The following is a 20637-nucleotide window of genomic DNA, read 5'->3' on the forward strand; positions in this document are numbered from 1 at the left end:
CTGACCGGGTTGGAGCCGTCATGACCATCAATTTCGACACGCTGAAAGCTTCGCTTGTCCTGTATGGCCTGAACGCGATCTACGCGGTCCTGCTGCTCGCGGTCGGCTGGTATCTGTCCGGCGCGATGCAACGCTTCGTCACGCGCGTCCTCAGCGTGACCCACCGCGTCGACCCGCTGGTGACGCTGTTCGTAGGCAGCCTTGCGCGCTATGGCGTGCTCGCGGTCGTCGGCATCGCCGTGCTGCAGCTGTTCGGCATCCAGACGGCGAGCCTCGTTGCCGTGCTGGGCGCGACCTCGCTCGCCATTGGTCTTGCCTTGCAGGGCACGCTGTCCAATCTCGCCGCCGGCGTGATGCTGCTCTTGTTCCGGCCCTTTCACATCGGCGACGATGTCGAGGTCGCCGGCAAGGCGGGCAAGGTGAGATCGCTGTCGCTGTTCATGACCGAGCTGGTCGCGCCCGACAACACGCAAATCCTTTTGCCGAATGGACAGGTCTGGGGCGCGGCCATCATCAACCACAGCGCCTATCCTGGCACGGGCGAGATCAAGGTGACGTTTCCGGTCCCCGCCGGCGCCGTTCCGGCGCTGGCCGATCGCATCCTGAAGGAGCTTCGCAAGGATTCCCGCATCGACGATCAGGCGCAACCTGCCGTCTCCGTCAGCAAGGTCCTCGATGTCGCCAATCCCGCCGCGCCGATCCTGGAATTGACGGTTAGCGCCAAGGCGAAACCGTCTGAAGCTGGCGCGGTCAAGCAGTGCGTGCTCGATCATGCGAGCGCGCTGCTTGCCACGGCCGCCTGAGACGATTTATCCCCGCGGCGGACGTGGCGGCCTGCGTTTGACCACATGCCGGCGCGGTGAGCGCGTCACACGCGGGCGCAGGCGGCTGGCGGCGGTGCGCTGCGGCTTGGCCGCGACTTGCGGGCCGCGGGCCAGATCCATCAGCATGCGCAGCGCCTCGACCACGGAGCGGGCGCGCACCGCGCTGCGGCCGATGGCGCCGAAGCGGTGCTCGCGGTGGATGATGCGGCCGTCGCGCGCGGCGGCGGCGAAGTGCACGAGACCGACCGGCTTGCCGGGCGTGGCGCCGCCCGGGCCGGCGATGCCGGTAATGGCGACCGCGAGATCGACATCGGCGCGCTCAAGCGCACCGATTGCCATTGCGGTCGCGGTCTCCTTGCTTACGGCGCCGAAATTGGCCAACGTGCTCGCCTCGACGCCAAGCATCGCGCGCTTGGCCTCGTTGGAATAGGTGACGAAGCCGCGGTCGATGACATCGGACGAGCCCGGGATGTCAGTCAGTGCGCCCGCGACGAGACCGCCGGTGCAGGATTCGGCCGTTGCGATCGTCAGCTTGCGCATCCGGCACAGATCGAGCAGCGAGCGGGAGAGGGCGCGTGCGTCGCTGCCGCCCATGGCCTAGACGCCCCAGGGAAGGCGGATGGTGGCGCTCGCGGTCGCCGCGATGCCTTCCTCGCGGCCGGTGAAGCCGAGCCGCTCGCTGGTGGTCGCCTTCACTGCGATGCGCGAGATGTCGACGCCGGAGATCTCGGCGATGCGCGCGCGCATGGTGTCGCGCAACGGGCCGATCTTCGGCCGCTCGCAGATCAGCGTGACCTCGAGATTGGCGACGCGGCCGCCGCGCGCTGCGACGCGCTCGATGGCATATTTCAGGAACTGGTCGGAGGAGGCGCCCTTCCACTTCGCATCGCTCGGCGGGAAGTGCGAGCCGATGTCGCCGTCGGCGAGAGCGCCGAGAATGGCGTCGACCAGCGCATGCAGGCCGACATCGCCGTCGGAATGAGCCAGGAAACCCTTGGTGTGCGGCACGCGCACGCCGCAGATCATGACATGGTCGCCTTCGCCGAAGGCGTGCACGTCGTAGCCGGTGCCGGTCCTGATGTCGCCGAGCTGGGCGGCCAGGCGCGCTTCCTCGCGCACGAAATCCTCGGGAGTTGTGAGCTTCATGTTGGCAACATCGCCTTCAAAGGTTGCAACCGTCAATCCTGCCCATTCGGCAATCGCGGCATCGTCGGTGAAATCCGAGCGTCCATCCCTTGCCGCACGACGATGCGCCTCGAGGATGACGTCGAAACGAAAGGATTGCGGCGTCTGTGCGATCCGCAAGGAAGCGCGCTCCGGCGTGGCCTCGACGTTGCCGCTTTCGCCGGTGACCTTGATGGTGTCGGTGACGGCAACGGTGGGGATCGCAGCGCCGGTGCGGCTCGCCGCCTCGATCGCGCGCGAGATCACGCCTTCCGAGACGAAGGGGCGCGCGGCGTCGTGGATCAGCACGATGTCCGGATTGTGCTTGGCCAGCGCTTCGAGGCCGGCGAGCACCGAAGCCTGCCGCGTCGCGCCGCCATTGGTCGGTGGCTCGTGCCTGAGCCCTGCGACCGCTGCGGTGAACATGGCGCTGTCGTCGGGGTTCACCACCGGCTGCACCGCGAACACCTCAGTGTGACCGCTGAAGGCTTCCATGGCGCGGCGGATCACGGGCACGCCGCCGATCTCGCGATATTGCTTCGGCCCGCCGGCGCCGGCGCGCAGTCCACGCCCGGCTGCGACGAGGACGACCGCGGTGCGCTGTGATTTCGCCATAGGACTCAAATACTCAATTGCTAATGAAAGAGCAGGGGGTGATTTGCCGGCATGCCTCTAGCACGGCAGGCCCGCAAAAAAAGGGGGTTTCCCCGGATTGTGGGAAACAGCATTTTGCTGCAGTGCACTTGAAAGATCTACAGAACTGTCTAAACTGTAGGCATGACGCTTGACTGCACAAGAATTGTGCGCAAGATAGATCATGGCAGGCGCGATGAGGCCCTGCCCAGTCAACGGGACCCCTGTGACCGGCTCGGCAGTATCAGGCTCTAAGCCGTTGAAAATAGGCGATATTGAAGTCGCCACCCCGGTCTTCCTGGCGCCGATGTCGGGTGTGACTGACTCGCCCGTCCGCCGGCTGGCCGCCGAGCTTGGGGCTGGTCTCGTTGTGTCTGAAATGACCGCTAGCGATGAGCTCGCCAATGGCCACCGGATGTCCCGGTTGCGCTGCGAAGCCACTGGCATCGGCCCGCATGTGGTCCAGCTCGCCGGCTGCGAGATGCATTGGATGGCCGAAGGCGCCCGGATCGCCGAAGCGGAAGGCGCCGATATCATCGACATCAACATGGGCTGTCCCGCCCGACACGTCACCGGCGGCCAGTCCGGCTCGGCCTTGATGCGCGACCTCGACCATGCCGTCAGCCTGATCGAAGCGACGATCGCGGCGGTGAAGGTGCCGGTGACGCTGAAGATGCGCCTCGGTTGGGACGACCGCAGCCGCAACGCGCCGGAGCTGGCGCGACGTGCCGAGGCCGCCGGAATCAAGCTCGTCACCGTGCACGGCCGCACCCGCTGCCAGTTCTACAAGGGCGAGGCCGATTGGGATGCGATCCGCGCCGTGCGCGAGGCCACCTCCCTTCCGCTCGTCGTCAACGGCGACATCACCTCCTACGAGAAGGCGCTGGCGGCATTGGACGCCTCGGGCGCCGACGCCGTGATGATCGGCCGCGGCGCGCAGGGCCAGCCCTGGCTGCCTGGCCAGATCGGCCGCCGTCTGAACGGCGGGGCCGAGGAAGCCGTGCCCTCGCTCCAGACGCAGCTGCATTATGTCCGCACGCTCTATGACGGCGTTTGTGCGCTCTATGGCCTGCGCATCGGACTGAGGCACGCCCGCAAGCATCTGGGCTGGGCGCTCGACGTCGCAGCGCAGGCGAGCCGTGCGCCGGCCGAGAAGCTGAAATCCTGGCGGCAGAAGATCCTGGTCTCGGAGGATCCGCGCCTCGTTCACGATGCACTGCAAGACGCCTTCGACGACTTCGCATGGAGCGCTGCTGCATGAGTTCAGCCGCTGAACATCGTCGGCCGCTTCAGTCCGACAGCGACGCAATCCTGGATGCTTTGCCCAACCCCGTGCTCATGATCGGGCCCGACGGCAAGATCGTCGCCGCCAACATCGCCACCGAAGCCTTCTTCGAGATCTCCACGCAATTCCTGAAGCGGCAGTCGCTAAAGGAGCTGGTGCCGTTCGGCAGCCCGTTGCTGGCGCTGATCGACCAAGTGCGCTCCTCGAACGCGCCGGTCAACGAATACAAGGTCGATCTCGGCACGCCGCGCATGGGCGGCGACCGCCAGGTCGACCTGCACGTGGCTCCACTCACCGAGCGGCCCGGCCATATCGTCGTGATGCTGCAGGAGCGCACCATCGCCGACAAGATGGATCGGCAGCTCACCCATCGCAGCGCAGCGCGCTCGGTGATAGCGCTAGCAGCAATGCTCGCGCATGAAATCAAGAATCCGCTTTCGGGCATTCGCGGCGCAGCGCAGCTGCTCGAGCAGCAGGCCTCGTCCGAGGACCGCATGCTGACGCGGCTGATCTGCGACGAGGCCGACCGCATCGTGACGCTGGTCGACCGCATGGAGGTGTTCGGCGACGAGCGCCCCGTGGTGCGCGGCCCCGTCAACATCCATTCGGTGCTCGATCACGTCAAGCGGCTGGCGCAGTCGGGCTTTGCCCGCAACATCCGCTTCGTCGAGGATTACGATCCCTCGCTGCCGCCGGTGCTGGCGAACCAGGACCAGCTGATCCAGGTGTTCCTCAATCTCGTGAAGAACGCCGCCGAAGCGCTGATCGACGTGCCCGATGCCGAGATCCAGCTCACCACCGCGTTCCGACCCGGTGTGCGCCTGTCAGTCCCCGGTCAAAAATCGCGGGTATCCCTTCCGCTCGAATTCTGTGTGAAGGACAACGGACCCGGCGTGCCCGACGATCTTCTGCCCAACCTGTTCGATCCCTTCGTGACCACCAAGCAGACCGGCTCGGGTCTCGGCCTTGCGCTGGTCGCCAAGATCGTCGGCGATCACGGGGGCATCATCGAATGCGAATCTCAGCCGCGCAAGACCACCTTCCGCGTGCTGATGCCGATGTATTCCACATCGGTCAAACACGCCGATCAAAGCAGTCGCGACGGCTCTGCCGGGAAGTCGTCGCCTGCGTCACAGGGGGCAAAATGAGGATCAACGATGCCCGCAGGTAGCATTCTCGTAGCCGATGACGATACCGCCATCCGCACCGTTCTCAATCAGGCACTGTCCCGCGCCGGTTACGAAGTGCGGCTGACCGGCAATGCCGCAACGCTGTGGCGCTGGGTCAGCCAGGGCGAGGGCGATCTCGTCATCACCGATGTGGTGATGCCGGACGAAAACGCCTTCGACCTGTTGCCGCGGATCAAGAAGATGCGGCCGAACCTGCCCGTCATCGTCATGAGCGCGCAGAACACCTTCATGACGGCGATCCGCGCCTCCGAGCGCGGGGCTTACGAATATCTGCCAAAGCCCTTCGACCTGAAGGAACTGATCGCCATCGTCGGCCGCGCGCTCGCCGAGCCGAAGGAGCGGACCTCGTCGCCGGACGAGGACGCCGAGATGGAGGCGATCCCGCTGGTCGGCCGCTCGCCGGCGATGCAGGAAATCTACCGCGTGCTGGCGCGCCTGATGCAGACCGATCTCACCGTGATGATCACGGGTGAGTCCGGAACCGGCAAGGAACTGGTGGCGCGAGCGCTGCACGATTACGGCAAGCGCCGCAACGGCCCCTTTGTCGCGGTCAACATGGCGGCGATCCCGCGCGATCTCATCGAGTCCGAATTGTTCGGCCACGAGCGCGGTGCCTTTACCGGCGCCAACACCCGCGCCTCCGGCCGGTTCGAGCAGGCCGAGGGCGGCACGCTGTTCCTCGACGAGATCGGCGACATGCCGATGGAGGCGCAGACCCGCCTGCTGCGTGTATTGCAGCAGGGCGAATACACCACCGTTGGCGGCCGCACTCCGATCAAGACCGACGTGCGCATCGTCGCGGCCTCCAACAAGGACCTGCGCGTGCTAATTCAGCAGGGCCTGTTCCGCGAAGATCTGTTCTTCCGCCTCAACGTCGTCCCGCTGCGGCTGCCGCCCTTGCGCGAGCGCATCGAGGACCTGCCGGATCTCGTGCGGCACTTCTTCACGCTGGCCGAGAAGGACGGTCTGCCGCCGAAGAAGCTCGACACGCTGGCGCTGGAGCGGCTGAAGCAGCACCGCTGGCCCGGCAACGTGCGCGAGTTGGAAAACCTCGCCCGGCGGCTCGCCGCGCTCTATCCGCAGGACGTGATCACGTCCTCCGTCATCGACGGCGAGCTCGCGCCGCCCTCGGTCAGCCCGGGGGCTGCGGTCCAGCAGGGGGTCGACAATCTCGGCGGCGCCGTGGAGGCGTATCTGTCCTCGCACTTCCAGGGCTTCCCGAACGGCGTGCCGCCGCCCGGCCTCTATCACCGCATCCTCAAGGAGATCGAGGTGCCGCTGCTCACGGCCGCGCTCGCCGCCACCCGTGGCAACCAGATCCGCGCTGCGGACCTGCTCGGCCTCAACCGCAACACGCTGCGGAAGAAGATCCGGGATCTCGACATCCAGGTGTATCGGAGCGGGGGCTGACTTTCTTGCGACGAACGCCAAACGCGCTAGCGCGGACCGGTGGCTCAGCTCCCCCTACCAAGGCAGAGCTGAGCCTGTCCGGATCGCGCTGGCCGTTGTGGCTGACGCGGTGAGCACAAGTCCTGACGGGACTCTAATGTTCCGCCCGCACATTCAAATTGGTCGTCGGCCGCAGCGCGGCCATTGCGCCTATCTGACCAGTCCGCCGGAGGCTGGCACCACGCTCGCGACATTCAGCGGCGGCTGCTGAAGGCCGAGGCCGTTGACCAGGAGGTCGGCGGCCACGATCAGCAGCAGAACGGCCGAAACCATCGTCGCGAGAAAGATCCTATCCATGCGGATTAAGCCGGGACGGCGGGAATCCGTTCCGCCCAGGCGGCATGTGCCTGTGGATTGCGCGAGTCCGCCAGGGCGAACACGCCGCGGAATTGTCGCAATTCGGCAACAATGTGGTACGAATACATCAGTATCCGCGCGTCCGCGGACCCGTTTTCAGCATCATTGCCGGAATGACCAGCGCAGATACCTCGGCCGCACACTTTGACACGGCCCCAGCGGAAGAGCCCCGGCGCTGGTCGGTGCGACGCTGGCTGGCGCCCTTTGCCGTCGCGCTGGCGCTGCTGTCGGCCTTCCTGACCTTCCTGGTCCTGACGGGTCTGAGCACGATCGAGCCGACGCCCGGGGTGGTCCGCACATTCTATCTGATCAATGCCGCCACGATCCTGCTGCTGGTCGGGATCATTGTCCGGGAACTCTGGCAGCTGATCCTGGCGCGGCGGCGGGGCAGGGCGGCGGCGCGTCTCCACGTCCAGATCGTCAGCCTGTTCTCGATCGTGGCGGTGCTGCCGGCGGTGCTGGTCGCCGTCGTCGCCAACGTCACCATCGAGCGCGGCCTCGACCGGCTGTTCTCCGGGCCGACCAAGGAGGTGATCCAGAACTCGCTGACGATCGCGCGGGCCTATATGCAGGACCATGCCCAGCTGATCCGCGGCGACATTCTCGGCATGGCCAACGACATCGCCCATGCCCGGCCGCTCTACGACCAGGACCGCCGCTCGTTCCGCGAGATGCTGACGGCGAGCGCCGCGTCGCGCAACCTGCCGGGCGCGATGATCATCGACAAGAACACCAACATCCTGGAATCCGCCGACACCGGCATGCGGCTCGCTTATTCGCCGCCCGCGCCGGACTTTCTCAGCAACGTCAACGAGAACGAGCCCGAGATCGCGGTGCTCCCCGATGCGAGCTTCGTTGCCGCGGTGATCCGCCTGCGCGCCTTCAACGACACCTTTCTCTATGTCGCCAGGCCGCTTGATCCGAATGTCGTCAATCAGCTCAAGCAGACCGAGGTCAGCGTCGCCGAATACGCCCAGATCGAATCGCGCCGGCTCGGTATCCAGGTCGCCTTCGCGCTGATGTTCGCGGTGATCGCGCTGACCATTCTCATGGCTTCGGTGCTGATCGGTCTCAACTTCGCCAACTCGCTGGTCTCGCCGATCCGGCGGCTGATGAACGCGGCACATACAGTTTCGACCGGCGACCTGCACGTCCAGGTGCCGGTGCACCAGTCGGAGGGCGACCTCGCCCAGCTGGGCGAGACCTTCAACAAGATGACGCAGGAATTGCGCAGCCAGCGCGACGAGCTGGTCAATGCCAGCGATCTCATCGACAGCCGCCGCCGCTTCATCGAGGCGGTGCTGTCGTCCGCGAGCGCCGGCATCATCGGCGTCGACGCGTCCGGCAGCGTCGGCATCCTCAACCGCTCCGCAGAGAAACTGATCGGGCACTCCGAAGCCGAGACGCTCGGCCATCCGCTCTCCGACGTGCTGCCCGAGCTCGACGAGATGATGAAGACGGCGCGGGAAGGGACCCAGCGCCTGGTGCAGGGCCAGATCACGATCACCCGTGACGGCACCGAGCGCAACCTGTCGGTCCGCGTCAGCGCCGAGAAGAACCAGCCGCACGACAGCTATATCATCACGCTCGACGACATCACCGAGCTGGTCTCGGCGCAGCGTACCTCGGCCTGGGGCGACGTGGCGCGCCGCATCGCGCATGAGATCAAGAACCCGCTGACGCCGATCCAGCTCTCGGCCGAGCGCATCCGCCGCAAGTTCGGCAAGGACATCACCGAGACCAAGGACAAGCAGATCTTCGACCAGTGCACCGATACCATCGTCCGCCAGGTCGACGACATCAGGCGCATGGTCGACGAGTTCTCGCGCTTTGCGCGGATGCCGAAGCCCGTGATGGAAGGCGAGGACGTCGCCGACACGGTGCGCCAGGCCGTGTTCCTGATGAAGGTCGCCCATCCCGAAATCGACATCGAGGCCGAGTTCAGGCTGGATCCGCTGCGCGCCCAGTTCGATCGGCGCCTGATCTCGCAGGCGGTCACCAACATCGTCAAGAACGCCACCGAGGCGATCGAGCAGGTCCCGCCCGAGGAGCTCGGCAAGGGGCGTATCGACGTCGTGGTGTCGCGCGAGGGCGACGACGTGCTGATCGACGTCATCGACAACGGCATCGGCCTGCCCAAGGTCGCGCGCTCGCGTCTGCTCGAGCCCTACGTTACCACGCGTGCCAAGGGCACCGGGCTGGGGCTTGCGATCGTCGGGCGCGTGCTGGAAGACCATGGCGGGCGGATCGAGCTGAAGGACGCCTCAGACTTCCGCCCAGGCCAGCGCGGCGCCTGGATGCGCATGCGCTTTGCCGTGTCGGGGCAACCCGCGAAGTCCGCGACAACAGAGCAAGTGCCGACGGTCAACGACGCGACTGGGACAACCTCCAAGCCCGACATCACGCAAACGGCGACGGAATCCGTCGCGACCCAGGCAACAAAAGAGCCGGCCGCCGGAACCAAAGAGCCGGCTGAAAAGACCAATGATTCAACCAAAATCGAAGCCTCAACAGGCAGCTGACAAGACAGGCGCGATCCATGGCAAGTGAAATTCTGATTGTCGATGACGAAGCCGATATTCGCGATCTCGTTGCAGGCATTCTCGAAGACGAGGGGTTCGTCACCAGGACCGCGCGTGACAGCGACACGGCGCTCGCCGAGATCGCCAATCGCAGGCCGCATCTGGTGTTTCTCGACATCTGGCTGCAAGGCTCCAAGCTCGACGGCCTGCAGCTCCTGGAGCAGGTCAAGAAGGACAATGCCGATCTGCCCGTCGTGATGATCTCCGGCCACGGCAACATCGAGACCGCGGTCGCCGCGATCAAGCGCGGCGCCTACGACTTCATCGAGAAGCCGTTCAAGGCCGACCGCCTCATCCTGGTCGCGACCAGAGCGCTGGAGAATTCGCGGCTGAAGCGCGAGGTCAAGGAACTGAAGCAGCTCGCCCCGAGCGCCAGCCAGCTCGTCGGCCGCTCGCCCAGCATGAACCAGCTGCGCCAAACCATCGAGCGGGCGGCCAAGGCCAACAGCCGCATCCTGATCGTCGGCCCCGCCGGGGCCGGCAAGGAGCTGACCGCGCGCACGCTGCATATCGCTTCGGGCCGCGCCGACGGTCCGTTCGTCGTCATCAACGCCGCCGCGATCACGCCCGAGCGAATGGAGCATGAGCTGTTTGGCGTCGAGCAGTCCAATGGCGAGCAGCCGCGCAAGCCCGGCGCGCTCGAAGAGGCGCATGGCGGCACGCTGTTCATCGACGAGATCGCGGACATGCCGCGCGAGACCCAGAACAAGATCCTGCGCGTGCTGGTGGAGCAGTCGTTCCAGCGCGTCGGCGGCACCGCCAAGGTGCAGGTCGACGTGCGCATCATCTCATCGACCGCCCGCAATCTCGAGGAGGAGATCGCGGCCGGCCGTTTCCGCGAGGACCTCTACCACCGGCTCTCGGTGGTGCCGATCCGCGTGCCCGCACTGTCGGAGCGGCGCGAGGACATTCCGGAACTGATCGATTATTTCATGGAGCAGATCTCGGCCGGCAGCGGCCTGCCCAAGCGCCAGATCGGTCAGGACGCAATGGCGGTGCTGCAATCGCATGTCTGGCCCGGCAATGTGCGCCAGCTCCGCAACAACGTTGAAAGAGTCATGATTCTGGCCGCCGGCGGGCCGGAAGTCATCATCACCGCCGACATGCTGCCGCAGGATGTCGGCTCGATGGTGCCGGCGATGCCGACCAGCAACAATGGCGAGCACATCATGGGCCTGCCGCTGCGCGAAGCACGCGAGGTGTTCGAGCGCGACTATTTGATTGCACAGATCAGCCGTTTCTCAGGAAATATTTCTCGAACGGCCGAGTTCGTTGGCATGGAACGCTCGGCCTTGCACCGGAAGTTGAAAGCGCTCGGCGTCGGCTAATGCTGCGACGCTGCGGCGGCATCTCGGGAATAGGCAAAGAAAATCATCGATTTCCGTAATTTTTCGGGGCAATAGGGCCACGCCTGCCGCTTCAAGCGGCTTGCCTAATACCCCGACCTGTCCTCTAATCGAACCGCTGTTCCTTCCGAGGGGGATCTCATGAGGGACGGCAACCGGAGGAGGCCCCGAACTCCACAAAGAGGGCCGCATTCGGCGCAATAAAAAGAAACTCAAAGCGAGAAAAAAACAATGGCGGCAGACCGCGCACAAAACCTACAGGACACCTTCCTTAATCACGTTCGCAAAACCAAGACGCCACTGACGATCTTTCTGGTCAACGGAGTGAAGCTCCAGGGCATCGTGACCTGGTTCGACAATTTCTGTTTGCTGCTTCGGCGCGACGGTCATTCGCAGCTGGTCTACAAGCATGCGATCTCGACCATCATGCCGGGCGCTCCGATTCAGTTGTTCGAAGGCGGCGAGGACCAGCCGGCTTGAGAGTGACCTGATTGGAACCCCGGAATTTCGACGGGGATGCCGACCGTCCGCGGTCGGCAGGGGCTACGCAGACGGGGCGGGTGCTTGTCATCGGCCCCTACTTGCGCGTGCGCGCGGGCAGCGCCGACGTGCAATCGGTGACTCATGCCTTGCGCGATACCGAGGCCCGGCTCGATGAAGCCGCCGGCCTCGCTCGGGCGATTGATCTTGTCATTGCCGACGCCATCGTCGCGCCGGTCAGCCAGATCCGCCCCGCGACCTATATCGGCAAGGGCAAGGTCGAGGAGATCGCCGGGCTGATCAAGACCCTCGAGGTCGAGCTCGTGGTGATGGATTGCGCATTGTCGCCGATCCAGCAGCGCAATCTCGAAAAGGAATGGCACGCCAAGGTCCTCGACCGCACCGGGCTCATTCTCGAAATCTTCGGCCGCCGCGCCAAAACCCGGGAAGGCTCGCTGCAGGTCGAGCTTGCGCATCTCAACTACCAGCGTTCGCGCCTGGTGCGCTCCTGGACCCATCTCGAACGCCAGCGCGGCGGTTTCGGCTTCATGGGCGGCCCCGGCGAGACGCAGATCGAGGCCGACCGCCGCCTGATCCAGGAGCGCATCTCCAAGCTGGAGAGCGAGCTGAAAAAGGTGCAGGCGACGCGGCGTCTGCATCGCGCCGGCCGTCAACGCGTGCCGTATCGTGTCGTCGCGCTGGTCGGCTACACCAATGCCGGCAAGTCGACGCTGTTCAATCGCCTGACCCGCGCCGACGTGCAGGCGGCCGACATGCTGTTTGCGACGCTCGATCCCACCTTGCGGGCGCTCAACCTGCCGCATGGCGGCAAGGCGATGCTCTCGGATACCGTCGGCTTCATCTCCAACCTGCCGACGCAGCTCGTCGCCGCCTTCCGCGCCACGCTGGAGGAGGTGCTGGAAGCCGATGTCATCCTGCATGTCCGCGACATCTCGCATGAAGACGCCGAAGCGCAGCAGAGCGACGTCGATGCGGTGCTGCGCCAGCTCGGCATCAACCCGGACGATTCCGGCCGCATCATCGAGGTCTGGAACAAGATCGATCGTTTCGACCCCGAGCAACGCGAAGAGCTGCTCAACATCGCCGCGCGCAGGCCGGAGGATCATCCGGCGATGCTGGTCTCAGCCGTGTCGGGCGAGGGCGTCGATGCTCTGCTCGCCGCGATCGAGCAGCGGCTCGCGGCGAAACGGACCACGCTCGATCTCTCCATCGACGCCGCCGACGGCGCCGGCATCAGCTGGCTGCACCGCAATGCCGAGGTGCTGGCCAAGGAGCTGCACGACGGCCGCTTCGACATGACCGTGCGGGTGGACGAGACCAAGCGGGATATCGTGGTGTCGAGGTTTGATGCGGTGCCGCGCGTGGCGTGACGGACGCAATGCTCGCGCGGAAATCTCAATGCATTCGATCTATCTGTAGTTGCGTTAGCCGCCAGAACCTCTACTCTGGGCGTTCCGTATCGGAGGCTTCCGATCTCGGTCTACCATCTTTTGCATCCCATAGATTTATTTGCGAGGTTCTCCATGGCCGCTCAGTTGAATCTCGGAGATCGTGTCCGTCTTCGTGGCGGCGGACCTTTGATGACCGTTCATTCGATCAATGGCGACAACATCGATTGCCAGTGGTTCACGGTTCAGGGTGAGCTTCAGGCCGCCACCTTTCCGCTCTACATGCTGACAATCATCGAGGGCGCTGCGGACCACGCGCAAGGGAAGGCCAAGGGAAAGAAGAGCGCTGTCGACTGAGACAACCGGCGTTGCCCTTGTTGTTGAGGCGCAGGCAAGGGGCGAGCATTATCGCTCGTCTCCGCGCCCCTCCTTGCGCTTCGCCGCATTCCATAGCGCGTCCATCTCGGCCAGCGACGCCTGCTCAAGCGTCCGACCCTGCGCCTCCAGTGCCCGCTCGATATAGGCAAAGCGCCGCTCGAATTTTGCATTCGTCGCGCGGAGCGCAGCCTCCGGATCGGCATCGACATGGCGGGCGAGGTTGACGAGGGCGAACATGAGGTCGCCGGTCTCTTCCGCAATCTCCTGCTTGTCGTTGCGGTCCAATGCCGCCTCGATCTCGTCGACCTCCTCGCGGATCTTGTGCAGCACCGCGCGCGGGTCGTTCCAGTCGAAGCCAACGGTGGAGGCCTTGCGCTGCAGCTCCATCGCGCGGGTCAAAGCGGGCTGGCCGGCCTTCACGCCCGAGAGCAGCGACTTGTGCGTCGGCGCCTCCTCCGGCGGCCGGCGCGCGGCGCGTTCGGCTTTCTCCTCCGCCTTGATGCGGTCCCAGACTTCCTTGACGTGGGAGGAGGCGAGATTGCCGTCCTTGTCGGCGAAGACGTGGGGATGACGGCGGATCATCTTGCGGGTGATGGCCAGGACCACGTCACCAAAATTGAACGCGTTCTGCTCAGAAGCCATCTGGGCGTGGAACACCACCTGGAGCAGGAGATCGCCAAGCTCCTCTCTGAGATCGTCGAGATCGCCGCGGGTGATGGCGTCGACCACCTCATAGGCTTCCTCGATCGTGTAGGGCGCGATCGTCGAAAAATCCTGCTCGAGGTCCCAGGGGCAGCCGGTCACCGGCGTGCGCAGCGCCGCCATGATCTCAATCAGGCGGGAAATGTCGCGGGAAGGGGTCATTGCCGGGCAGTCTCCTGGGATACAGAGCCTTATGCCAAAAGCGGGCCCCCGATCCCAGCGCAAGGCGGCGGAACTGGCCGATTTCCACCGATTGGCGGGCAAGTCGTGCGATGCTAAAGCGCGGGCCATGAGTGATGCATTTTCCTCACAAACCGCGCTGGTGCTGTTCTCCGGCGGCCAGGATTCCACCACCTGCCTCGCCTGGGCGCTGAGCCGCTTCGCGCGTGTGGAGACGCTGGGGTTCGACTACGGCCAGCGCCACGCCATCGAGCTTGCCTGCCGCGACCGCCTGCTCGACGGCATCAAGGGCCTGCGCGCCGATTGGGCCGCAAGGCTCGGCGAGAGCCACACGCTGTCGATCCCGACGCTGGCGGCGGTGTCCGAGACGGCGCTGACCCGCGACGTTGCGATCGCGATGGGCGCGGACGGTCTGCCGAACACCTTCGTGCCGGGCCGCAACCTCGTGTTCCTGACCTTCGCCGCGGCGCTGGCCTACCGGCGCGGCATCAGCCACATCGTCGGCGGCATGTGCGAGACCGATTATTCCGGCTATCCCGATTGCCGTGACGAGACCGTCCGCGCCATGCAGGCCGCGCTGTCGCTCGGCATGGCCAGGCAGTTCGAGCTGCACACGCCCTTGATGTGGATCGACAAGGCCGCGACCTGGAAGCTCGCCCATGACCTCGGCGGCGCCGGGCTGGTCGATCTCATCCGCGAGCAGTCGCACACCTGCTATCTCGGCGAACGCGGCGCACGGCACGATTGGGGCTACGGCTGCGGCGAGTGCCCGGCCTGCAGTTTGCGGGCGAAGGGGTGGAACGAGTACGTGGCGGGACGGTAGGCTCGCTCTGTCGTCATTGCGAGGAGCCCTTGCGACGAAGAAATCGAGACTGCCACCGCGGAGGGATTCTGGATTGCTTCGCTGCGCTCGCCATGACGAGAGGCAACAGCTAACCAAAATCCTCCGGCCTGAGCTCGATCGGCTTGCCGTGCGGCGTGCGATCGGCGGCGTGGTCCCACGCATTCCGATAGCGGTGCAGCGTCTCCATCGACGCGACGCCCTTGCGGGCGACGAGGCCCTCCAGCGTGGCGAGCCAGTGCAGATAGTAGGTCTCGCCGGTGTCAGGATCGCCCGCGGCCTGGGCGCGCTTGATCTCGTCGGCGAGGGCGGCGGCCCATTCCGGCCAGGTGAACACGCCGCGCTCGTGCAGGCTCAAGGCCATCGCGAAGGCATGCGCCTCCCAGGGCGCGCGGAACACCGGGCCGTCGTCGTCGCACGGAATGCTCGGGATCGCCGCCGTCGCGGCGGCCGCAAGCGCGCTGCTCATCACGCCGGATCCAGATAGGGCTCGAACGCGTCGATCGAGACCTTCAGCGTGGGATCGCCGTCCTCGCCCCAGAGGTCGCGGCCCTCGAACACCACGGTATAGAGCCATTGCGGGTTCTCGCCGCGCTCCATCGCCGCCGTGTCAGGAAACACGTGGCAGCCATGGTTCAGCTCGACCACGCCGACATGGCCACGGACATAGCGCGGCAGCCGCGTGTGCGTGGCTGGATGAATATTCCTGGCGCGGACGCGATCGCCGATGTTGAATTTCGCCGGAGCCGAGGCAGGGCGGCCGAACTTGCCGCGCACCATCACGCGCTCGACATTGGCGCGGTCGAACTTGCCGTGCTTGAGCGCCTTTGCAGGCTGCATCGCATGGCCGGCGGCGACCTCCTCGCGGGTGAGATAGCCCTTGTCGATCAGCATCTCCTCGAGCCCCAGAAACCACTTCTTGTAATAGGAGCTCGAGAGATAGACGTGCGGCGGCAAGGTCTCGCGATAGAAGCGCGAGGTGTCGATGTTGAAGGCGCCGGCCGCGCCCATCGCGCGCACCATGGCCAGCACGCGCGACTCCCATTCCTCGTGAAACATCGGCTCGTTCGGCTCAGGCTCGACCTTGCCGAACCCGTCCATGCCGCCCATGTCGTGCACGCCGTTCACGACGGTGCGCCCGGCGTCTTGGGGAAACCGGTGCCGATCATGGAGTCGCGCGTCACGAGCTCGGCGAGCTGCTCCTCGCTCCAGCCTTCCGTGCCCGCGGGGCGCATCGGCAGCACCAGGAAGCGCGTCTCGGCGGTGGAATCCCACACCCGGATCTCGGTGTCCTTCGGCAGCGCGACGCCGAAATCGGCGAGCACGCCGCGCGGGTCCTTCACCGCGCGCGAGCGGTAGGGCGCGGCCTTGTACCAGACCGGCGGCAGCCCGAGCATTTCCCAGGGGTAGCAGGAGCACAGTGTGCACACGACCATGTTGTGCCGCTCGGGCGTGTTCTCGACCACGACGAGATGATCGCCGACGCGGCTGACATGGCCGAGCGTGCCGATCGCCTTGGAGCCGTCCTGCAGCAGCGCCGTCTTGAACGCCAGATCGGTCCAGGCTTTGGCGACCACGCGCGCGCCATTGTGCGGGCCGATCTTGGTCTCATAGGCCTGGATGATAGCGTCGAGCGCAGCCGGCTCGACATAGCCTTTTTCGGTCAGGATCGTCTCGAGCGCGCGCACGCGCAGCTCGGTCTCGGACAGCTCGGAATGATCGTGATCGTGGTGATGATGGTCGTGATCTTGGCTCATGCCGCGGAAGATAGGCGCAATGGCTAGGGGCTGTCGAGGGCTCGTTGCAGCGCAGTCCTGGCACGTATGCGTGAGGGCATTTGTACGCTAGCATCCCGCAAACAGCGTGGAGATGATGGTGACCGATTACGTGAAGATCGAGAAGGGTCTCGGGCCGGAGGGGCGGATCGCGGTCGTGCGCTTCGACCGCGGCGACGGCATCAACGCGCTCTCGCCGGAGGCGCTGCGCCAGCTCACGGCGGCCGCGCGCAGCTTCGAGGACGATGCAGCGACCTCGGTCGTTGTGCTGACCGGCAGCTCGGGCGCCTTCAGCGCCGGCTTCGACCTCAAGGACGCCGAGGGACGCTCGCGGAAGGAGATGGACCTCGGCGCGCTGCGGCGGCACCTCAAGCTCGGGCCGCGCCTCACCCAAGCCTGGCAGGACATGGAGCAGATCACCATCGCCGCGATCGAAGGCTTTTGCGTCGGCGGCGGTGTCGCGCTGGCCGTGGCGCTCGATTTCCGGGTGATGGGGCGCGATGCGCATCTGCGCGTGCCCGAGATCGGGCTCGGCATGAATATGAGCTGGCAGAGCATTCCGCGCATGCTGCATCTGATCGGGCCGGCTCGTACCAAGCAGGCGGTGATCCTGGCCGACCAGCGCATCAGCGCGGATGAGGCCTATGAATGGGGGCTCATCGAGCAGGTGGCGGATCCCGGCCATGCGTTCGATACCGCAATGGAGCTGGCCCGCAAGATCGCCGCGCAACCGCCGCTGTCCGTCGCCATGACCAAGCTGACCGTCAACCGGCTCGCGCATGCACTGGACGATCTTGCAAGCCATATGGATGTCGACCAGTTCGCGCTCGCCAGCCTCAGCGAGGACCACAAGGAGGGCGTGGAGGCGTTCCTGACGCGCCGCAAGCCGCGGTTCCGGGGTCGGTGATCACAGCGCCGATATTCGGCGGATAAATCTTCCTCGCCAGGAGACGATCGGGAAAATTTCGTCCAAGTCCTTCCAAATATCTGAGATTGCAAGGAAGACCAGAAACAGCGAAGGTGCGTACTGCGGTGCAGCGCGCTCGATTGAGCCCTCATCGCCATTTTCACCCCGTCGCAGACGCGACCGGTTCCCATGTGCCCTGGGCATGCGGGTGACCGAGCTATCGTGCATGAAGGCCATCTCCATGAATGCCCACCAATCGCTCGCGATCGGACGACCGATCGAAACGATCGAAGCGATTTCACCCGCGCTCGCCGTGCCGCACGCGATGGTCCGTTTCGCCGGCATCTCCAAGACCTATCCGGCCTATCGCGGCAAGCCCGGCGTCAACGCGCTGCAAGACATCGACTTCGCCATTCCGCGCGGCTCCATCACCGGCGTGATCGGCCGCTCCGGCGCCGGCAAGTCGAGCCTGGTCCGGCTCATCAACGGCCTGGAGAAGCCGACCACGGGCCGTGTGATCGTCGACGGCCGCGATATCTCGGCCTTGGCCGGCCGCGAGCTGCGGCTGGCGCAGCGCTCGATCGGCATGATCTTCCAGCATTTCAACCTGCTGTCCTCGCGCACCGCGGCCGACAACATCGCGCTGCCGCTGGAGATCGCCGGTTGGACCAAGACCGACATCAAGGCCCGCGTCACCGAGCTGCTCGCGCTGGTCGGCATCGCCGACAAGCACGACCGCTATCCTTCCGAACTGTCCGGCGGCCAGAAGCAGCGCGTCGGCATCGCCCGCGCGCTGGCGACGCGGCCGAGCGTGCTGCTGTCGGACGAGGCGACCTCGGCACTCGATCCGCAGACCACGCGCGCGATCCTCGATCTGCTTGCGAACATCAACCGCGAGCTCGGCGTGACCATCGTGCTGATCACGCATGAGATGTCCGTGGTGCGCCAGCTCGCCAAGGAGGTGGTGGTATTGGACGCCGGCCGCGTCGTCGAGAGTGGTCACGTCGCCGACATCTTCACGCAGCCAAGACATCCGATCACGCAGTCCTTCCTGGCCGAGGTGATCGGCGACAGCCTGCCGGTCTCGCTGGAGAGCCGAATCGTTTCGAAGCAGCCTGCCGGCGGGCAGGCCGTGATCCGGATCCAGGTGCGCGGAGCAGGGGCGGGCGACACCGTGGTGGCCCGGCTCGCGCGCGAGCTCGGGCTCGACGTCGCGCTGCTGTCTGCGCGCATCGACGAGATCGGCGGCCAGCATGTCGGCTCGCTCACGCTCGGCATTCCCGGCGGCGAGGACGCGGTGACGCGGACGCTCGCCTGGCTCTCTCAATATCAATTCTCGGCGGAGCGTCTCGGCTATGTCGCCTGAACTCATCAACCTGATCGTCCAGGCTACCTTCGAAAGCCTGTACATGGTCGGCATCGCGGCGCTGCTCGGCACCGCCTTCGGCCTGCCGCTCGGCGTGTTCCTGGCCACCAGCCGCAAAGGCGAGCTGTTCGCGGCGCCCATCGTCAATCGCGTGCTCGGCATCGTCGTCAATGCGACGCGCTCGACGCCCTTCATCATCCTCGTCGTCGCCATCATCCCGTTCACGCGCCTCGTTGCCGGCACCTCGATCGGCTCGACCGCCGCTATCGTGCCGTTGACCATCGCCTCGACGCCGTTCATCGCGCGCCTCGTCGAGGCTGCAATCCGCGAGGTCGACGGCGGCCTGATCGAGACCGCGTCCTCGTTCGGCGCTTCGCCCCTTCAGATCGTGCTCAAGGTCCTGATCCCGGAGGCGCTGCCCGGCCTGCTGCTGGCGCTGACGCTCGCGGTGGTCAGCCTGCTCGGCTATTCCGCGATGGTCGGCGCAGTCGGCGGCGGCGGCCTTGGCGATCTCGGCATCCGCTACGGCTATCAGCGCTTCATGCCGGAGATGATGCTGGCCGTCGTGGTCGTGCTGATCGCACTGGTGCAGATAGTCCAGAGCGCCGGCGATTACCTGGCGCGCCGGGTCAACCGCCGGCTGCGGCATCGCTGAATCCGATCAGGCGGCACACCTCGCGCGACGCAGCGTCTGCGAGGGCAGCTCGCCGAAGTGACGCTTGTAGTCGAGCGAGAACTGGCTGAAGTGCCAGAATCCGTGCTGCACCGCGACGTCGTAGACCGAGGTCTCGTTGCCGCCGGCGCCCTTGAGATCGCGCCGCACACGGTTCAGTCGCATCGCGCGCCAATAGTGCATCGGGCTCGTGCCCAAAACCTCCTGGAAGCAATAGCCGAGCTTGCGCGGGCTGGCGCCGACGGCCTTGCAGACCTCCAGCAGCGAGAGCGAGCGATCGCCCCTGCCATGCATCAGCTCGCGGGCACGATCCACGGTTCGCTTCCGAGCCGCCGCGCTGCGGCCGGGATCGCTCGGGCGTGCGGTCGGCAGCATGTCCATGATCTCGACGAGGAGGGCATCTTCCAGGGCCTGCCTCGCCGCCGGATCGTTGAACGTTGCCGGAGCGGTCGTGATCGTCGCTTGAATGGCGGCCAGATGCGCCCGCAGCCGCGCGACCGGCGCTTCCGCCATTTCGATCACCTGCAGCCGGTGCCAGGCGGTGCGCGGCAGCTCGATGTCGAGCCGGGCGGCGAGCTCTGCGATCAACACCGTGCTGGCAACGACGCCGCGCAGCTCGAAGGCCTTCGGGGTACACATGTCGATCTCGGCGTCGATGCTGGCGAGGACGCGGGCGCCGCTGGCACCGGTCCCGTTGAAGCTGAGCTCGCCATCGCCGTGCCAGGGCAGGCCGATGCCAAAACTGTCGGCGCCAAGCTGGCCATATTGGCGGACCTGCTGGCTGGTGATCTCGCAGAACACCTCCAGCCGCGGCAAGGAGAGTTGCGTGAAACTGCCCCGGAACGCGCCGGCGCTGATCTGATCGTAGCTCAGCCGCCAGCGGCCGAGGCTTGCGCAATGCTCATCGACATCCGTGCTGTTCGCCTGGAGCAGGCCCGCAGCCGAGTCCTGAATCGGAAGATTTGCCGTTAAGGCCATGGCAGTACGTCGAAAATCCTTGAGCCGAGCAGCGAGCAGGAACCACGCCAGACTGGCACGGCCAGAGACGCTGTCCAGCAAAATATTGCTGGATCTCGATAACGCCTGACAGCGCCGC

The 20637-nt window shown here is 65.7% G+C and carries 21 protein-coding genes; 13 read left to right on the forward strand and 8 right to left on the reverse strand.

Annotation, left to right across the window (positions count from 1 at the left end; genetic code table 11):
* The first annotated feature begins 20 nt into the window (after positions 1-20).
* Entirely contained in the window at positions 21-803 is a 783-nt protein-coding gene (locus GA0061099_RS18015; RefSeq protein WP_050996038.1) for a mechanosensitive ion channel family protein, read from the forward strand.
* Positions 804-809: 6 nt separating this feature from the next.
* Here GA0061099_RS18015 and GA0061099_RS18020 read toward each other — a convergent pair whose 3' ends face one another.
* Positions 810-1418 (reverse strand): CinA family protein, encoded by a 609-nt coding sequence (locus GA0061099_RS18020; RefSeq protein WP_035999375.1) that lies wholly within the window; start codon positions 1416-1418, stop codon positions 810-812.
* A 3-nt stretch (positions 1419-1421) separates the two neighbouring features.
* Complete coding sequence (locus GA0061099_RS18025; protein WP_035999374.1) at positions 1422-2603, reverse strand: bifunctional 2-C-methyl-D-erythritol 4-phosphate cytidylyltransferase/2-C-methyl-D-erythritol 2,4-cyclodiphosphate synthase; 1182 nt, start codon at positions 2601-2603, stop codon at positions 1422-1424.
* Between the two features lie 277 nt (positions 2604-2880).
* On the opposite strand from GA0061099_RS18025, the gene dusB reads away from it, so the two are divergent.
* The 3 genes from dusB to ntrC are packed head-to-tail and all read left to right on the forward strand — an operon-like array spanning position 2881 to position 6506.
* Entirely contained in the window at positions 2881-3882 is a 1002-nt protein-coding gene (dusB, locus tag GA0061099_RS18030; protein WP_085968735.1) for a tRNA dihydrouridine synthase DusB, read from the forward strand.
* Positions 3879-5054: a two-component system sensor histidine kinase NtrB gene (locus GA0061099_RS18035; RefSeq protein WP_035999469.1), complete on the forward strand. Its 1176-nt coding sequence runs from the start codon at positions 3879-3881 to the stop codon at positions 5052-5054. Before dusB ends, GA0061099_RS18035 begins: the two co-directional genes overlap by 4 nt.
* A 9-nt stretch (positions 5055-5063) precedes the next feature.
* On the forward strand, positions 5064-6506 hold the full coding sequence (gene ntrC, locus GA0061099_RS18040) for a nitrogen regulation protein NR(I) (protein ID WP_035999368.1): 1443 nt from the start codon (positions 5064-5066) through the stop codon (positions 6504-6506).
* Between the two features lie 189 nt (positions 6507-6695).
* Here the strand turns inward: ntrC and GA0061099_RS41215 are convergent, their stop codons facing one another.
* Entirely contained in the window at positions 6696-6842 is a 147-nt protein-coding gene (locus GA0061099_RS41215) for a hypothetical protein (RefSeq protein WP_167361662.1), read from the reverse strand.
* A 173-nt stretch (positions 6843-7015) separates the two neighbouring features.
* On the opposite strand from GA0061099_RS41215, the gene GA0061099_RS18045 reads away from it, so the two are divergent.
* The 5 genes from GA0061099_RS18045 to GA0061099_RS18065 all read left to right on the forward strand — a co-directional run bounded on the left by GA0061099_RS18045 (position 7016) and on the right by GA0061099_RS18065 (position 13076).
* Positions 7016-9424 carry a sensor histidine kinase gene (locus GA0061099_RS18045; protein ID WP_036028038.1) on the forward strand — a complete coding sequence of 803 codons (2409 nt, stop codon included), beginning with the start codon at positions 7016-7018 and terminating at the stop codon, positions 9422-9424.
* Between the two features lie 17 nt (positions 9425-9441).
* Entirely contained in the window at positions 9442-10812 is a 1371-nt protein-coding gene (gene ntrX / locus GA0061099_RS18050; RefSeq protein ID WP_035999365.1) for a nitrogen assimilation response regulator NtrX, read from the forward strand.
* Positions 10813-11061: 249 nt separating this feature from the next.
* The gene (gene hfq / locus GA0061099_RS18055; RefSeq protein WP_007591126.1) at positions 11062-11310 is read left to right on the forward strand and encodes an RNA chaperone Hfq; all 249 of its coding nucleotides are present in this window, start codon (positions 11062-11064) and stop codon (positions 11308-11310) included.
* Positions 11311-11321: 11 nt separating this feature from the next.
* Positions 11322-12701 carry a GTPase HflX gene (gene hflX / locus GA0061099_RS18060; RefSeq protein ID WP_036028027.1) on the forward strand — a complete coding sequence of 460 codons (1380 nt, stop codon included), beginning with the start codon at positions 11322-11324 and terminating at the stop codon, positions 12699-12701.
* 153 nt (positions 12702-12854) lie between these two features.
* On the forward strand, positions 12855-13076 hold the full coding sequence (locus GA0061099_RS18065; RefSeq protein WP_036028028.1) for a YodC family protein: 222 nt from the start codon (positions 12855-12857) through the stop codon (positions 13074-13076).
* A 48-nt stretch (positions 13077-13124) separates the two neighbouring features.
* On the opposite strand, the gene mazG is transcribed toward GA0061099_RS18065, so the two are convergent.
* Complete coding sequence (gene mazG / locus GA0061099_RS18070; RefSeq protein ID WP_036028029.1) at positions 13125-13961, reverse strand: nucleoside triphosphate pyrophosphohydrolase; 837 nt, start codon at positions 13959-13961, stop codon at positions 13125-13127.
* 127 nt (positions 13962-14088) lie between these two features.
* Between mazG and queC the strand changes: the two genes are divergently transcribed.
* On the forward strand, positions 14089-14802 hold the full coding sequence (gene queC / locus GA0061099_RS18075; RefSeq protein ID WP_036028030.1) for a 7-cyano-7-deazaguanine synthase QueC: 714 nt from the start codon (positions 14089-14091) through the stop codon (positions 14800-14802).
* Between the two features lie 109 nt (positions 14803-14911).
* Here the strand turns inward: queC and GA0061099_RS18080 are convergent, their stop codons facing one another.
* Genes GA0061099_RS18080 through nthA form a run of 3 tightly spaced genes read right to left on the reverse strand, consistent with a single transcriptional unit; the run spans position 14912 to position 16577 of the window.
* On the reverse strand, positions 14912-15289 hold the full coding sequence (locus tag GA0061099_RS18080) for a nitrile hydratase accessory protein (protein WP_036028031.1): 378 nt from the start codon (positions 15287-15289) through the stop codon (positions 14912-14914).
* Positions 15289-15948, reverse strand: a complete 660-nt coding sequence (gene nthB / locus GA0061099_RS18085; RefSeq protein ID WP_036028032.1) for a nitrile hydratase subunit beta — start codon at positions 15946-15948, stop codon at positions 15289-15291. The genes GA0061099_RS18080 and nthB overlap by 1 nt, the downstream gene beginning before the upstream one ends.
* Complete coding sequence (gene nthA / locus GA0061099_RS18090; RefSeq protein ID WP_036028033.1) at positions 15945-16577, reverse strand: nitrile hydratase subunit alpha; 633 nt, start codon at positions 16575-16577, stop codon at positions 15945-15947. The genes nthB and nthA overlap by 4 nt, the downstream gene beginning before the upstream one ends.
* 118 nt (positions 16578-16695) lie before the next feature.
* Between nthA and GA0061099_RS18095 the strand changes: the two genes are divergently transcribed.
* The 3 genes from GA0061099_RS18095 (at position 16696) to GA0061099_RS18110 (ending at position 19523) form a co-directional block, all read left to right on the forward strand.
* Positions 16696-17502 carry an enoyl-CoA hydratase/isomerase family protein gene (locus tag GA0061099_RS18095; RefSeq protein WP_036028039.1) on the forward strand — a complete coding sequence of 269 codons (807 nt, stop codon included), beginning with the start codon at positions 16696-16698 and terminating at the stop codon, positions 17500-17502.
* A gap of 226 nt (positions 17503-17728) precedes the next feature.
* Positions 17729-18868: a methionine ABC transporter ATP-binding protein gene (locus GA0061099_RS18105; RefSeq protein ID WP_193375202.1), complete on the forward strand. Its 1140-nt coding sequence runs from the start codon at positions 17729-17731 to the stop codon at positions 18866-18868.
* On the forward strand, positions 18858-19523 hold the full coding sequence (locus GA0061099_RS18110) for a methionine ABC transporter permease (protein ID WP_057029183.1): 666 nt from the start codon (positions 18858-18860) through the stop codon (positions 19521-19523). The genes GA0061099_RS18105 and GA0061099_RS18110 overlap by 11 nt, the downstream gene beginning before the upstream one ends.
* 6 nt (positions 19524-19529) lie before the next feature.
* On the opposite strand, the gene GA0061099_RS18115 is transcribed toward GA0061099_RS18110, so the two are convergent.
* Complete coding sequence (locus tag GA0061099_RS18115) at positions 19530-20519, reverse strand: helix-turn-helix domain-containing protein (RefSeq protein ID WP_036028041.1); 990 nt, start codon at positions 20517-20519, stop codon at positions 19530-19532.
* Positions 20520-20637: the final 118 nt, after the last annotated feature.

Source organism: Bradyrhizobium yuanmingense (genome assembly GCF_900094575.1).
GTDB classification, from domain to species: domain Bacteria; phylum Pseudomonadota; class Alphaproteobacteria; order Rhizobiales; family Xanthobacteraceae; genus Bradyrhizobium; species Bradyrhizobium yuanmingense.